The organism is Zhenhengia yiwuensis (assembly GCF_014384995.1).
GTDB lineage: Bacteria > Bacillota > Clostridia > Lachnospirales > Cellulosilyticaceae > Zhenhengia > Zhenhengia yiwuensis.
Genome location: NZ_JACRSY010000037.1, coordinates 1 through 13,295 on the forward strand (window position 1 = coordinate 1; position 13,295 = coordinate 13,295).

20 protein-coding genes are annotated in these 13,295 nt (G+C 35.9%); all 20 read right to left on the bottom strand.

Going from position 1 to position 13,295, the window contains the following annotated elements:
- Positions 1-330: 330 nt before the first annotated feature.
- Entirely contained in the window at positions 331-1,305 is a 975-nt protein-coding gene (locus H8718_RS16430) for a tyrosine-type recombinase/integrase (RefSeq protein WP_249333857.1), read from the bottom strand.
- Positions 1,306-1,431: 126 nt separating this feature from the next.
- A complete protein-coding gene (locus H8718_RS16435) occupies positions 1,432-2,037 on the bottom strand; it encodes a lysozyme (RefSeq protein WP_249333859.1) in 606 nt (201 codons plus the stop codon).
- 1 nt (position 2,038) lies between these two features.
- Positions 2,039-2,287: a hypothetical protein gene (locus tag H8718_RS16440; RefSeq protein ID WP_249333861.1), complete on the bottom strand. Its 249-nt coding sequence runs from the start codon at positions 2,285-2,287 to the stop codon at positions 2,039-2,041.
- Between the two features lie 172 nt (positions 2,288-2,459).
- Positions 2,460-2,633, bottom strand: coding sequence for a hypothetical protein (locus H8718_RS16445; protein ID WP_249333862.1), 174 nt, complete (start codon positions 2,631-2,633; stop codon positions 2,460-2,462).
- A gap of 177 nt (positions 2,634-2,810) precedes the next feature.
- Positions 2,811-3,977 (bottom strand): stalk domain-containing protein, encoded by a 1,167-nt coding sequence (locus H8718_RS16450; protein ID WP_249333864.1) that lies wholly within the window; start codon positions 3,975-3,977, stop codon positions 2,811-2,813.
- Positions 3,978-4,067: 90 nt separating this feature from the next.
- The gene (locus H8718_RS16455; RefSeq protein ID WP_249333866.1) at positions 4,068-4,271 is read right to left on the bottom strand and encodes a hypothetical protein; all 204 of its coding nucleotides are present in this window, start codon (positions 4,269-4,271) and stop codon (positions 4,068-4,070) included.
- 36 nt (positions 4,272-4,307) lie between these two features.
- Positions 4,308-4,694 (bottom strand): hypothetical protein, encoded by a 387-nt coding sequence (locus tag H8718_RS16460; protein WP_249333868.1) that lies wholly within the window; start codon positions 4,692-4,694, stop codon positions 4,308-4,310.
- An 11-nt stretch (positions 4,695-4,705) separates the two neighbouring features.
- Complete coding sequence (locus H8718_RS16465; protein ID WP_249333869.1) at positions 4,706-5,755, bottom strand: pyocin knob domain-containing protein; 1,050 nt, start codon at positions 5,753-5,755, stop codon at positions 4,706-4,708.
- 10 nt (positions 5,756-5,765) lie between these two features.
- The gene (locus tag H8718_RS16470; protein WP_249333936.1) at positions 5,766-6,380 is read right to left on the bottom strand and encodes a collagen-like protein; all 615 of its coding nucleotides are present in this window, start codon (positions 6,378-6,380) and stop codon (positions 5,766-5,768) included.
- 12 nt (positions 6,381-6,392) lie between these two features.
- Complete coding sequence (locus tag H8718_RS16475; RefSeq protein ID WP_249333871.1) at positions 6,393-7,073, bottom strand: phage tail protein; 681 nt, start codon at positions 7,071-7,073, stop codon at positions 6,393-6,395.
- A gap of 1 nt (position 7,074) precedes the next feature.
- The gene (locus H8718_RS16480; protein WP_249333873.1) at positions 7,075-7,629 is read right to left on the bottom strand and encodes a phage tail protein; all 555 of its coding nucleotides are present in this window, start codon (positions 7,627-7,629) and stop codon (positions 7,075-7,077) included.
- The gene (locus tag H8718_RS16485; protein ID WP_249333875.1) at positions 7,629-8,738 is read right to left on the bottom strand and encodes a baseplate assembly protein; all 1,110 of its coding nucleotides are present in this window, start codon (positions 8,736-8,738) and stop codon (positions 7,629-7,631) included. Before H8718_RS16485 ends, H8718_RS16480 begins: the two co-directional genes overlap by 1 nt.
- Positions 8,735-9,040 carry a hypothetical protein gene (locus H8718_RS16490; RefSeq protein ID WP_249333876.1) on the bottom strand — a complete coding sequence of 102 codons (306 nt, stop codon included), beginning with the start codon at positions 9,038-9,040 and terminating at the stop codon, positions 8,735-8,737. The genes H8718_RS16485 and H8718_RS16490 overlap by 4 nt, the downstream gene beginning before the upstream one ends.
- A gap of 2 nt (positions 9,041-9,042) precedes the next feature.
- Positions 9,043-9,618, bottom strand: a complete 576-nt coding sequence (locus H8718_RS16495; protein ID WP_249333878.1) for a phage tail protein — start codon at positions 9,616-9,618, stop codon at positions 9,043-9,045.
- A 12-nt stretch (positions 9,619-9,630) separates the two neighbouring features.
- Complete coding sequence (locus tag H8718_RS16500) at positions 9,631-9,819, bottom strand: hypothetical protein (RefSeq protein ID WP_249333880.1); 189 nt, start codon at positions 9,817-9,819, stop codon at positions 9,631-9,633.
- A gap of 4 nt (positions 9,820-9,823) precedes the next feature.
- The gene (locus tag H8718_RS16505) at positions 9,824-10,408 is read right to left on the bottom strand and encodes a hypothetical protein (RefSeq protein WP_249333881.1); all 585 of its coding nucleotides are present in this window, start codon (positions 10,406-10,408) and stop codon (positions 9,824-9,826) included.
- A 37-nt stretch (positions 10,409-10,445) separates the two neighbouring features.
- A complete protein-coding gene (locus H8718_RS16510; RefSeq protein WP_249333883.1) occupies positions 10,446-10,718 on the bottom strand; it encodes a hypothetical protein in 273 nt (90 codons plus the stop codon).
- A gap of 5 nt (positions 10,719-10,723) precedes the next feature.
- On the bottom strand, positions 10,724-10,933 hold the full coding sequence (locus H8718_RS16515; RefSeq protein ID WP_249333885.1) for a tail protein X: 210 nt from the start codon (positions 10,931-10,933) through the stop codon (positions 10,724-10,726).
- Positions 10,926-12,776 carry a phage tail protein gene (locus H8718_RS16520; RefSeq protein WP_249333887.1) on the bottom strand — a complete coding sequence of 617 codons (1,851 nt, stop codon included), beginning with the start codon at positions 12,774-12,776 and terminating at the stop codon, positions 10,926-10,928. The genes H8718_RS16515 and H8718_RS16520 overlap by 8 nt, the downstream gene beginning before the upstream one ends.
- A 156-nt stretch (positions 12,777-12,932) precedes the next feature.
- A complete protein-coding gene (locus tag H8718_RS16525) occupies positions 12,933-13,268 on the bottom strand; it encodes a hypothetical protein (protein ID WP_249333889.1) in 336 nt (111 codons plus the stop codon).
- Positions 13,269-13,295: the final 27 nt, after the last annotated feature.

Here is a 13,295-nt window from a genome sequence, read left to right on the forward strand (position 1 = left end):
TAACTTCTTCTCATAAGTAGACCACCTTTCACTATTTTATCTTAACTTTGTGTCTACTTTATCATACCATGCCCAAGTTTTTATTTTTTTAGTTGTCTACTTGACGGGTAGCAGTTCAAGCTCTCATTGGAACCTTTTTATTTTATCAGCGCACTGCTACTAGCTTTCGCGACTATTCAAACTCAATAACATATTAATGTTTCAGGGTGTTTTATAATGATTTTTATAGCTTTTATTGCATGTATTGTATGTATTTTATTGCTGAATTTTTATATAGAAAACTTATAAGTACCAAAATAGTACCACTCAAACTATTATATTCTAAACCAACTATTCTAATTTAACCCCAAACATACCTTCCAATATGTTATTATCATTTGGCTTCAAGTAGCCTTTAGTTGTATCTATATTATCATGATGGGCTAATATTTGAATCTCTTCTATAGAAAATCCATCTGGCCTATTCATTCTCTCACACATATAATGAGTACCATTTTTATAGTTTTCTAAAGCACTGTGCCTAAAACTGTGAGGTGTAAATGGAATATACTTGCCTTCTATTAGATGCAAGATGCTTCTCATTTTTATACACCAATCATAAAGCGTATTATCCGTTACTGCATGGTTATGATCTTGGTCAATCCATAAAGCTTCTATATTATCTTCCCTGCTATTAAGGTAAAGCTTTAAGCTTTCTAAGCTATTATAGTGATAAAGTAATCTAAACTTCTTTCCCCTTTTACCTACTACAATATTTGTGTATCGCCTTTCTAAAAGACCGTCTTTTTTAATCTGTAGCACCTCACCGATACGTGCTGCACTATCATAGGAAATGTCTAGGTAAGCACATTCTCTATACATTTCACGCTCTAATAAATATGTTCGTATTTTATGTATCTGTTCATCTGTAAGGAAGTAAATTTCTCTTACTGGTTCTTTAGGTAACCCCTTTATCTTTCTGGCCAAGTTCTTATCATACTCATAATCATCCTCATCTTCTGCATACTCCATCATGCCACGGATTAATGCAAACACACGATTAAAACGTGCATTAGATACTTTACGTTCTTCTGTAAGCCATAGAGATATACGTCTAAAATCTTTCTTATTAAAGTCTAAAACACATCTATTATCCATATGCTCTTGGATGAAACAAAGTATCATTTTACCATCGCTTTCATACTGTTCTAGCGTAGAGGGCCTACGTCTTTTAGATTTTAGTTCAATAAGGTAATCTTCCAGCAATTCTTTGTTTAGCTTATTAGCTTTCTTCCATTTATCTTGTGTAAATACTTTCGTATACATGTTAGCCTCCTTGACAAAAGCCAACTTGCAAACCAGTATAATCTATGTATATAATAAACGTTGCGGACGTTTTACATACAGGGAGGTCTACTAGTTGCTAGTAGGCCTTTTGTTTTATATTAATAATTAAGCTTTTACGTGAACGATAGGTACACCATCATAACTAATATCAATCTTTCCATCTCTTAGATCTTGTAGCTTCACATAGTTATGACCATCTTTCTCTATTGCATTAACATTTTTTTCTACACCATTAAGGTTAATTTTTATATTTTTAACCACTTCTTCTTCCTCCTTTAGAAAGAGTTTTCTTTCAGCTTCACGCCTACGTGTAAGCCCGTTTAACACCTTACCGTTTGCTTTATTCCATCTTAAGAATTCATTTGCAGCTCCATGTACATCCCCAGCATTTAGCTTTTTAAGAAGCGTACTTGTCTTAAGAGCACCATTTCCACAGTTATAAGCAAAACTTACAAGTGCATCAAACTGATTTTGATTTATTGAATAGGTAACGTACTTGTTGACTGCATTTTCATAGTCCTTTAAATTTTTTATAAGGAGCTCATCAGCCTGCTGCTGAGTAATAATCATACCTTCATGTGGTTTAACGCCATTAATAGGTTCTGTAGTTCCCCATCCAATAGTCCATACTCCCGCTGGGCATTTATAGGCTTTTAAAGAGCACCCTTCAAATGATTTGATTAAGTTAACTCCTACTTCTGATATCTTCATCTTAGGCACCTACTTTACCTTTAATTTCTTTCACATCTTCTTGAATAGCGTCCAGTTTATTAGTATGTTCACTAATAATCTCAGCCATTTTATCATTAGATGCGATAGCTCTACTCAGTTCTGTATAAAGTCTTTCTTTATCTTGTAATTGTGCTTGATACATTTTCCAAATAAAGAAGCCACATGCTCCTACCATCACAATTGGAAAACCTAAACTGTTAATTAATGTTTGTACTACATCTACATTCATTTTGACTCCTCCTTGTAATAAAAAAGCACCTCTATTGTAGAGATGCTTTAAATTAGTGTTTATTTTTATAAAGATTGTGCTATAATATGGGTATAAAGAAAGCACCAGTGTTGCAACCACTGATGCTCCCTGAATGTTTTATATTTGGGGCTATGAAATCATAAATTAAACGTTATTCATGATTAGAACTGTCTTTCTTAGCGGGTGGACAGTTCTTTTCTTTTGCACTCATTTCAAATTCTATGCCTTTCAGTCCAGCTTTAAACTTGACTTTGGCAACAAAAATGTCACGTCTCATAAGGTAGATAACCAACGCTATCACACTTATCATCTTTAGTACATCCATCATAGCACCCCCTTCCTGCTATGTCATAAATTTCTTTACTTCATAGCCCTCTGGAGGGTAACATACAACCCCCGTGCCACCCTGCACGGTTTTATTTTACTTTCCTATTATAACACATCTTTTTAGGAATACGTATAAAAAATAACACTATTTCTAGTGCCTTCTCTATATCTTTATTTACCCTATAACAATTATCCGTTTATCCACTGCATTGTAATTCACTTTAGCGCCTGTAAGCTCTGCAAAGGCCCTGAGTGGAATAAGCGTATAGCCACTTACTACTTTTACCGGAACAGGTGTTTTTACATGGGTAACTTTGCCACCTTGCTCGGATTTAATGACATTACTGCCTACCTGCATGGTAATCAGTTGATTATGCATCTTGCTATAAGCTGTAATAACCTTATCAAAACTTGAATACCGTACCGTATATCCAAGTTCCTCACATAAGAACCTAAAAGGCACTAAAGTTGTCCCTTGTTCTACTGTTGCAGGATAATCCATAACCTGCTCTACCTGATTAACTTGTACATTTTTAGAACCTACCTTTAATTCAATCGTAGTGCATGGGAAGTCCACTCGATTCTTATCATGGAAATGAGCATACTTGATAAGATTTGAATCTAATTCAAAAGCATGTAGGCTCTTAATATAAGTATCTACACTATAAAGGCCTGTCCATTTTTCTGTAAAAGCTTCATATGGAACAAATAAATAGCCTTTGTAGCCTCTTGTAGTACCATAAGACTCTTGCATAATAAACCAGTTTTTATAAGTCATGCCATTGATTGTTTTAGGCGTATCCTCGATGTAACCACATATCCAAATAGCATGTAGCCCGTCAGGCTCTGTACCTTTAGCTGGCTTAACGACACATCCTTGTATAGGGAATGTATGCTCTTTATATAACTTAACAATTGCAACACACCCGCAATTTTCTACAATATGATGCTTTATCCCTTCAATATCTGTCGTTTTAATGTCTATACGTTTCTTTGGCTTAAACTTTTTAGCTTCTTCATACATAGCATCCGTAGTAGGTAAGAACTTGTTGTCATTGTAATCCTTATCCTCCCATGTAGGATATAAAGTCTCCGTACACATACCATATTGACAGACTTGATCCATAAGTTTTTCTATAGGTGTACCTGTTGCATCTGGTCTGCCATCTACCTTCTTAGATAACATCATAGCCCAGCTGTTACTAAGAGGGGTAATGTTGCCATAAACCCTAGCGAATTGTGCTTCTAATAAGCTACTTACTGCATGGTTTGTACACCAGTTACTTCCTCTTTGATGCTCTATTCCACTTGCTTGATTAAGATATTGTTTTGATAAAGACATTTACTATCATCCTTTCTATAAAAAGGCCCAAAAAATAACACTATTTCTAGTGCCTTCTCTATGCCTTTATTCAGTTAACCAATCATTCTTTTATTCTACTATACCAAGTTCTTTTTTTACTTCTTCTACAAATTGCTGAGGAATCTGTTCTAGCTTCCAATCATGGTCAGCAATAAGGACTACACAGATTTCTGTTTGTTGTTGGGATGGACATTGCTCTACTTTCTTTCTACCTGCATCCACTAATCTTGCATTTGCTCTTACTTGTACTGGGTATTGTGTTGTATCAATCATGATGATACCTCCTTTAAATTTATTTATTTTATCTTATTAAGCCTGCTTAGGCTTTAATAACTGATTAAGTTTTTCATCTATAGTAACTAACATCTCCATAAGTAGCAATCCATCAGATTGTGATGTCTCGACTTTCGCATTTGTATCCATATGGAGTTCCATAGTAGTCAGTAAATCGTCACTTGTTGTGTCAACTGAGTTTTTAATACCTTCTGTCATTTTTTCATGAGGACTGACTATCGGTTCAAGCTTAAGCGTTTCTGTAAACACCCTTGTTTCTGGATTAAATTTCGCATACTGCCTTGCTTGAATATATTCCTCATAGGATACTTCTATATAATCGCCCTCTGGTTCATAGGGACTCTCTAATAACATTCCAATATTAAATGCTTCATCAAGCGTTATGAAATATTTCATGCTCATCTTATTCCTCCTTAGCTATTTACATAGAAATGTGCTGTATAGACGCGTGTTCCTGAATTTGATGACCTATCCACGACCTTAACATTGTTTTTAAAAGGATAAGTCGGTAATTCTCCGTAACTCTCACTTAACGCATTCCCTTGTATAAATTCATGGTTTGAATAATAAGAATTACTTCCAGCACCATCTAGTACCATAGCGCCATCCACTATAATTTGCATTTTAGCACTACCAAATTGTGAAATCTTACAAACACCACCTTTTGAGTTTGTATAATTAATCACCTCTAAATTGCTGTTAGGATTTCCTGTATTTGCAACTGTTTTAGTCGCTTTGACATAAGTTTTACCTGCCACATCACCGCCTCCTTCACCTAAACTTTTCCAATTACTCCAAACGCCACCTGCCTTTACTCTCATATATACTTTCTTACTTGTTGGATTCTGTGATACCGCTATCTGCCAACCACAATCTCCAATATTATTTAGTTGACAAGTCACTATATGATAAATACCAGCTTCGGGAACACCACTCGCAACTGTTGTATATGTACCTATAGGTAAACTGTCTAAATTAGACCCACTCCATACAGGTGCATTTCCACCTATACCTTGTGATTTTAGAGGAAAATCACTAGCATGTTTATCACCTACAGTATCTGCGTTGATAACAGATTCACTGTGTAATAGCGTTTTAACTTTACCACCAATATTAGCCCTAATCTCATCTTTTGATTCTAAACTCAAGGCAATAGTCGGGTTACCTACATACACTGAGTCAGATGTATGATTAATCAACTGCTTATTGCTAGTGGTAAGTGCTTTACCTTTAATAAGGCCTGTGTTTATTTCGCTATGGTCTGTGTGAGGACTCGGCGGGAATGTTGGTGGTTTTCCTGTGATACCATCCCAAGATACATCTACCGATTCAATAGACTTTTTAACTTCTTCAAGTTCTTTTGTTACTGTTTTTCCAGCACTTGTAAAAACTACGTCCGAAGATGTGTGAGGATATAACACATCCCCATTATCTGCTTGAAGTTCTCCTTTTAATTTAGCCATATGGCACCTCCTACCCTACTACTTTAAAAAATAATTTTCGAGATACAGCATCCGAAGTTGAGGTTCCCACTTTTATAGCATCACCCGGGTCGCCTTTAGGTCCCTGTGGCCCTTGTGCACCTGTTGCTCCCTTTGCACCAGCTGGTCCTTGTGGTCCTGTAGCTCCAGTATCCCCCTTTGGTCCTTGTGCTCCTGCTGGTCCCTGCGCTCCTGTTGCTCCCTTAAAGTTCCCTCTTTTAGTCCAAGTTGTAGATGCTGTTTTTTCATATACATCTCCATTAGATGTATTCATCGCCCAATCTCCTATTGCACCTAATGATGTAGCTGGTGCTCCTGTAACATTATGCATTTTACTTCCTGGGTCACCTTTCGCTCCTTGTACACCAGGTTCACCCGCTGGCCCTTTTGGCCCTGTTGCGCCTGTATCTCCCCTATCCCCTTTTGCACCTGTAGCGCCTGTTGCACCTTTAGGGCCAGTCAACTTACCCGCATTTAATTTTTGTTGAAAGGTTTCTCCATCCGCAAATGTAACAGCATCTGCTGAAGTTAAGACATCCACTTCTTCAATCACTTCACCTGTTCGTTCATTTAATAATTGTACTCTTACCTTTTTTAATACTGACATTTTATCACTCCCTTATTCTTGTACTTTAATCCCCATATTAGGACTCACTCTAACACTTTCTATTGTTCCACCACTACTTTGCCTACTTGTAACTTTAAAATACATTTTACCCTTCACTCGCTCCTGCACAGGAATATCTGTACCTTCAGGTATAACATATGGACTAGATAAATTCTTGATTTGTTGCGATAGTTCTGGATGCGCTTTAGGATCACTATTATGAGTTTCAATATCTTCTATCGTTGCATAGACTAAACTTTGATTAATCGTAGCGCTTACATTGTTAGCATTTCCTATAATTGCCTCAATGGCCACAAACTTTTCTAAAATTTCACTGCCTCCACTAGACGGAATATATTCCGCTAATGCTCCTGCATTACCATAGACATATAAAATTTCTCCTATATCAGGATCTGTTGCATAAAGTCCTACCTCTCTCCAGTAGAATCCTATATCAATATTTTCATTTGTAAAGGTTCCACCTACACTTGCAATACCTCCAGTTAAAACCTTTAAGGCTGATATGGGTATATCTAGTTTCTTATTTTTCAAGTCTGTAAGTTCTAATACTGATTGACTGCCAAGTTCACCATCACCTATTGCCAGCTTAGTAAAGTTTAACTTCGTACCAGCTTGTGCCTTTGATTGCAGTACCTTCCCTCTCGTTGTAAAAACAATACTTCCAAAAGCCATTTTATCCCTCCTGTCTAATTGTGATTTTATCGCCTGTATGCATGACGAACCCATAATAAATATTTAAATCCGCACTCATTAAAAGCAATACTTCATGAAGTCGTGTACTTTTTCGCTTTACTGCCTCTACTGCTTTATGAAATTGTTCTGCAAGGTCTCCTGTTACTTTCGTATTTGTTGTAAGCACTCTAAAATGATAAGGTTGCCCATCATACTCATACCATTCTTCTATTTGACCATCTCCAAAATAATCTGCTATAACCTGCTCTATAGCATAATTAGTTCCAAGTGTTCTAAATACCTTATTACAATTTCTAATAATGTTTCTTTTTATATCGCTAGCTGCATTAGGATCATACCAAAAGATATTCTTCTCTACTGCAATAACATCCAAAATCTCTTCTGGCAAAGTATCAAGTTGTGTACGTATTAAACTCTTTCCTGTATCGATAGCATTAAAGATATCACTTAATACATCACTCATAGCACAAGTAGTAGGATCCTGTTTCATACTTCCTGTTTGCAGGGAGTGTACGCTTACTTTACCCAGTTCCATTATTTAAGCCCTCCATATGTAATGGTTTGAGTTGTGACTTTTGCAACCTGTGTTTCTGTTAGTTCTTGATAAGTAGGTGCTACAATATCTACTTTATAAGCTCCAGCATTTAAGATAAGTTGCTTCAGATAATCTGAATTTATAGCACGTCCTATTTTGCTACCTTGCCAAGTAGTATACGTTTCTATAACTTCATTCACTTTCTCTTTAATAAGTTTCTCACTTTGAGCTTGTTCATGACTTATATAATAAGTTAAAGAAAGAGCATACTCTACTACCGAAGGTGCTGCAGTCGAAACTTTATCTGTCATAGGACGTACTTTTTTGCTATTACAGGCTTCATTTATTCTTTGCAAAATGGTTTCATTAGGAAGTTCTCCATGTTTCATTAAGGCCGTAATAACAATTTCTCCTGGATTAGGTGAGGTTACCACAACATCTTCAATATTGGCATCGGCTGATTTAGCATGATAAATATACCCTAATTCATGACCTGCTGTAGAAATTTTAGAAGCTGCCAAACGAATACGTTCTCTATAGCCACTCCATACCTCCACACCATTATCATCAAATTCAGCAGATGATCCTCCACTTGAAAGCGTGATATTAGATACTGATCCGATAAAAGGAATGGTATCTACTAACGTTTTAATCTGACCAGGTGTAAATCCATTATGTGCTTCTCCTGCAACCGTTGCGTAAGTTAAAATATCTACTTCCGTTTGGCTCGCCATAATAACTGCATCTGTTACAGTTTCAAAGAAGAGTAACCCATCTGGCGTCACCCGAGTGCCTTTAGGAATATGAACACTTTTCATCTGCGCACTGGATAAAGTAAACTTTACTATGCATTCTGCTTTTTGAGCTTCTAATCTTTTAGTGTCGTATTCTTCACCAATGGCATCAAGTACAGCGCCTCTTGCATACATTAATAAGTTTTGTTTGGCACTTTCATTGATAGCATTATAAATAGCTACAATGATTTGAACTTCTTGTTCTAAAAAGATTCGTCTTTCATCCCCCGGATAAAGAACCTCTCCTAATGCTTTTTGAAAACGTACAAGAATATCGTCATAAAGTTGTTGTGCATCTACATTAACAAAATTCATAGTTCAATCACCACCCTAAAATCTATATTACCTTCTTCATCTATTTTCACAAAATCAACACTAACAACTTCTGCACCCGGCTGATACGTCTCAATAAGTCTATAAACTTCAGCAGTGTATAAAGCACGAGCATCCTCTTTAGGTAAATATAAAATAGAAGGATCAAGCCCCTTCGTTCTATCATACGCTACCTCGTATCGCCATGTAGTCAGTAAGTTTCTAATGTTTTGTAAAATTCTTTTATCGCCTTTAGCATTCCAGTCAAGAGCATTACCTTGTAATGTCTCAATTGTATATCTCATCATTACATCCTTTCTGTGCTCGGTTTAACACTCGGTGCTTGTGAAGTACTTGTACGTGTCATATTGGCTTTCTGGCTAGGACTTAATGCATTGTAAATTGATTCTGTATTGGCTGCTTTTTTACTTTTAGAACCACTTTTTGAGGTGGTCTTCTTATTCTTTTTACTTGCCTGCGCACTTCCTGCTCTTACAAATTCCTCAAAACTTAAAGTTAAGGTTGCAGCAATCATATAGCCTGTATTATCAATATGCGTTTCACTAATTCCTACACTTTTTAGGATCCACTTTGTATTCAAAAAAGGCTTACCATTTAATAGAAAAGGATAGGCTTCTGCTTTATCTTTAATGCTCATCCAATCTTCTATTTGTGCCATAGGATAAACACCTAATGCGCGATCTAATCTCACTTTTACACTAAATGTATCAAGCCCAGCACCTTTAATATATGTACTGGGCTTTTTATCTTTACTTTCTTGTTTCTCTGTTTCGAGTGATGAATTTGAAGAAAACTCATCAAATGTAATCACTTTATTTGAACTTACTGTAAAACCTTTTGGGCCAAACATAGCAAGATACATACGCGTCCTCCTTTATACTTTCCCAATAATTGCTCCATCTGATAGGATATTGTTATAAAATGCAACAACTACCTTATCATTAACTTTCAATTGTCCAACATGTGCAGCTACATCTAAAAAATCTGTGTATAGTCCCTTTTCTTTAATAAAGACTTTTGCCTTTCCATTTTGTATAAGGCCTATTTCACCTTTAGCATTCATACCTTCACCACCTTGGTACTGTTCTTAGCACTAACAGTGTTTGATCTTTTGTAGGATTCTGTTCCACGCTATAAGCATAGTAGAGATTATCAGCCAGACCAAATCCTTGCGTTTCAATCATACATCCTGCTGCAATACCAGGATTAAATTTAATACTAAACTGCATCTTATTTTCATATTTATTACTTGCCCTTAAACTATTGCTGGTAAACCTTTCTGCCTCCCCAATACTAGAAGCTATAGCATCTACTAATAATGTAGGGCCTTTATGTTCTGGTGAATTAAAAACATATTCTCCTAATTTAGCACTACCATATACTTTTGTCGCATACGTTCTATAATCAAAATCGCCAATTACCTCTTGTCGCTGTATAACTATAGGATTCTGTTCCTCCATCCAACGTTCATCATACACAACAAGACAGTTATCTGTAATTTTCATTACATATCCCTCAAGTAAACATCTATGATGTAAAAAGAGAAAATCAGATTGCTCTACCTGACTCACAAATCTATATTTGTGATTAACGAGATTATAAGTCTTTAATTTCAACCTATGCTTATTGGCTATTTCGTGTAAAAGTTCCATAAGGGTTACATCTTCCCATGACTTCGTATATTTCTCCTTACTTACTTTCTTCCTTTATAGGTAGGCATACCATTTTTATAGTGTCTTTTAACTGTTTAATACTATGAATATACATTACACCAGAAGAAAAACCACCTTGTTCTATAACGACTTGATGATTTTTTTCTGGTCTCCATGTGCTCCATTCATTTTCAGGATTATTAACCTGTAGTTCTATAGAATCTAGGTTTTCACCCGCTCTATCTACAACTTTGGCCAAACGTATACTTACATCATCTGTAATCTCCTTACCTTCATAAATAAGCTTCATCGTTGTCACCTCTTCCAAGGTGGCAATGTTGAAGGTTTATCCTCTTCTATAATGGGAATTTTCAACTCAATACCACCCTTAAAAGTAATGACTGAGGCATATTGAGGATTGGCTTGAATAATCAAATGTGCCTTAAATTCGTCTAAATAATAATCTAATGCAATGATATCAAAAGTATCTTTATCAACTGTTGTATAGACCTCATAATTATCCAAAAGCAATCACTCCTTCCTCATACTCTAATTCTTCCAAAGCTTCTTTTACCTTTGATTTAATATCCATAGTTGTTTGCTCAACAACTTCACCTATAACTTGAATGGTTATATTAGCAGTCTTTTGAATAACGGTTTGTTCCTTCACACCAAAGTTATCAAATGTAGAACCCATCTTAAAATTGCTATTCTCTTGAGATGGATTAACCCCTAATATTTGAGCTGTTTGATTAAGCAGTTCAAACGATCTTGATGTACGTTTAAGAGGAATAGCCATTTCTGGCCCTGCCTCACCAAAGATAGAGGCCTGTGTTGCAATACCACCTCTTGCAAAGGTAGGCAACATGGGTAAATCTAAAGATTTTCCTCCTATTAAAGGCACCCATTCTGGTATGGATATTTCATTAATCTTCCCAATTAAACCATTCACTATATTACTAATGAAATTTATAGGAGCTACTATAATTTCTTTAAGCCCATTCATCATACCACTAAAAATATTGACAACGCCTTGCCATGCAAGCTGCCAATCTCCTTTGAAAACACCTGTAATAAAATCAATGACACCACCTAATGCTTGTAAAATAGAATCTACTAGAGGCATAAACTCATCAAATGCTGAAAGGATTACACCTATAACTTCTCCTACAAGAGGTCCTAATACAGTAAACATCGTGGCAGCCTTTTCTAAGAGAGGAGAAAGTCCCTCACCTATTTTAATAAGTATAGGGCCAACTGACTCACCTATTTTCATTAAGATAGGTAAAAAGAAATTTATCAATCCACCACCTAACTTAACGATACTTTCTATAAGTTTAAATAATGGTGGTGTTCCCTTACTAATAAGAGTTGCAAAACCTTCACCAAATGAACTAAGATTCGGCATAATATCTATAAACGTCTGCTTAATTGTATCTCCTAAACTTTCGATATGAGGTATTAAAGGCTGTATAAAGTCTCCTACTTTGCTAAACACTCCTAAAACCTTATCTACATCTATATTGGATACAAATTCATTAGCTTTTTTATAGAGTTTTGTTAAAAATGGTAAAGCTTTTGATGCAATCGTAGCTGATAATTGCTTAATATTATTCGTTAGCAATTTTTGTTGATTTGAAAAAGAATCGGATGTTCTTGCAAAATCACCCTGCGCATCTGCTGAAACTTCCATAAGGTAATTATACCTAAGCAAGGTCTGCTCTGCCTGACTCATATCACTAAAAGACTTTTTAATGCCTTGAGCTAATGCATAGGCTTCAAGATTTGCAACACTCATATTAATACCCAGTTCTTTTAGCGGTTCACTTTCTCCAGCTATACCACTCCGGATTTTTTGCCATGCATTATCATGATCTAAGTTATAAAACGAAGCAAAATCTCCAGCAAGTCCAGCTAAGTTAGTAGACATGATGAGCATATCTTCACTGGCTATGTTACTACTTTTTAGCATAGCTCCCATACTTCCAGACCATTGTTTAGCCTGTAACTCAGTAATACCATATGCATTTAAAGTAGTTTTAGCCCATGCATCTATTTGTGAGGCATTCTGTCCAAAAGTTGTATCCACTACGTTTTGTACTTCAACTAAATCACTAGCCAGTTGAATACTCTCTTTTCCGAGTTCCATGACCTTACTCGTAAGTATAGAAACGCCACTCGCAATTGCACCACCTAAAAAGCTAGCCTTCACGAGCTCACTAAATTTGGCTACATACCTGGTGGATTGTTTAAAACCCTCTGATAAACTTCTTGTACTCTTAGTTGTTTTCATCAAAGAAGCTTGAAGACTTGGGTCTACTTTCCCAGCCAGTGTTATAAGTGCTTTTAATTCTTTTTTACTTGCCATTTCCTTTATTCGCCTCCCTTAATTCAATAGTGGCTTCTGATAAATCCCCTATGAATTCAAAAAGCTCTTGCAAAGTTAATCTATAGCAATATTCTGCCGATGTAGAAGTTACTAAAGTAACTTTTGCAATAATCTTGCGAAGGTACTTATCATCAATTATTCCTCCGAATCGATGTAGAAAAAATCCCGAGCAAGTGCAGCTCCCTTTTGGATATCTTTTGCACTTATTCTAAGTACATCTGACATATCCATATCTGGATTTGCTTTTACAACAGCTGCTGCAAATAAATACATATGATAATCTGTATCAATTTCTTCAACAGATACCGGAATACCATCTGCCTTTATACGTTTCCCTGCGTTCAACTTATCCCTTGCAGTCATGTTTTCAAAGTCGTATGTAAGTTCCTTAACTTCAACCCCATTAATCATAATAGGTTTTCTAAGTGTTAATACTTGTGTGTTTAATACTTCTACCATTTCTCTATGCATTTTATAATCCTCTTTTCTTAATAGTTT

Excerpts from the sequence above, each read along its gene's own strand:
- H8718_RS16430 (WP_249333857.1), bottom strand. The coding sequence starts at position 1,305 with ATGTATACGAAAGTATTTACACAAGATAAATGGAAGAAAGCTAATAAG.
- H8718_RS16435 (WP_249333859.1), bottom strand. The coding sequence starts at position 2,037 with ATGAAGATATCAGAAGTAGGAGTTAACTTAATCAAATCATTTGAAGGG.
- H8718_RS16440 (WP_249333861.1), bottom strand. The coding sequence starts at position 2,287 with ATGAATGTAGATGTAGTACAAACATTAATTAACAGTTTAGGTTTTCCA.
- H8718_RS16445 (WP_249333862.1), bottom strand. The coding sequence starts at position 2,633 with ATGGATGTACTAAAGATGATAAGTGTGATAGCGTTGGTTATCTACCTT.
- H8718_RS16450 (WP_249333864.1), bottom strand. The coding sequence starts at position 3,977 with ATGTCTTTATCAAAACAATATCTTAATCAAGCAAGTGGAATAGAGCAT.
- H8718_RS16455 (WP_249333866.1), bottom strand. The coding sequence starts at position 4,271 with ATGATTGATACAACACAATACCCAGTACAAGTAAGAGCAAATGCAAGA.
- H8718_RS16460 (WP_249333868.1), bottom strand. The coding sequence starts at position 4,694 with ATGAGCATGAAATATTTCATAACGCTTGATGAAGCATTTAATATTGGA.
- H8718_RS16465 (WP_249333869.1), bottom strand. The coding sequence starts at position 5,755 with ATGGCTAAATTAAAAGGAGAACTTCAAGCAGATAATGGGGATGTGTTA.
- H8718_RS16470 (WP_249333936.1), bottom strand. The coding sequence starts at position 6,380 with ATGTCAGTATTAAAAAAGGTAAGAGTACAATTATTAAATGAACGAACA.
- H8718_RS16475 (WP_249333871.1), bottom strand. The coding sequence starts at position 7,073 with ATGGCTTTTGGAAGTATTGTTTTTACAACGAGAGGGAAGGTACTGCAA.
- H8718_RS16480 (WP_249333873.1), bottom strand. The coding sequence starts at position 7,629 with ATGGAACTGGGTAAAGTAAGCGTACACTCCCTGCAAACAGGAAGTATG.
- H8718_RS16485 (WP_249333875.1), bottom strand. The coding sequence starts at position 8,738 with ATGAATTTTGTTAATGTAGATGCACAACAACTTTATGACGATATTCTT.
- H8718_RS16490 (WP_249333876.1), bottom strand. The coding sequence starts at position 9,040 with ATGAGATATACAATTGAGACATTACAAGGTAATGCTCTTGACTGGAAT.
- H8718_RS16495 (WP_249333878.1), bottom strand. The coding sequence starts at position 9,618 with ATGTATCTTGCTATGTTTGGCCCAAAAGGTTTTACAGTAAGTTCAAAT.
- H8718_RS16500 (WP_249333880.1), bottom strand. The coding sequence starts at position 9,819 with ATGAATGCTAAAGGTGAAATAGGCCTTATACAAAATGGAAAGGCAAAA.
- H8718_RS16505 (WP_249333881.1), bottom strand. The coding sequence starts at position 10,408 with ATGGAACTTTTACACGAAATAGCCAATAAGCATAGGTTGAAATTAAAG.
- H8718_RS16510 (WP_249333883.1), bottom strand. The coding sequence starts at position 10,718 with ATGAAGCTTATTTATGAAGGTAAGGAGATTACAGATGATGTAAGTATA.
- H8718_RS16520 (WP_249333887.1), bottom strand. The coding sequence starts at position 12,776 with ATGGCAAGTAAAAAAGAATTAAAAGCACTTATAACACTGGCTGGGAAA.
- H8718_RS16525 (WP_249333889.1), bottom strand. The coding sequence starts at position 13,268 with ATGCATAGAGAAATGGTAGAAGTATTAAACACACAAGTATTAACACTT.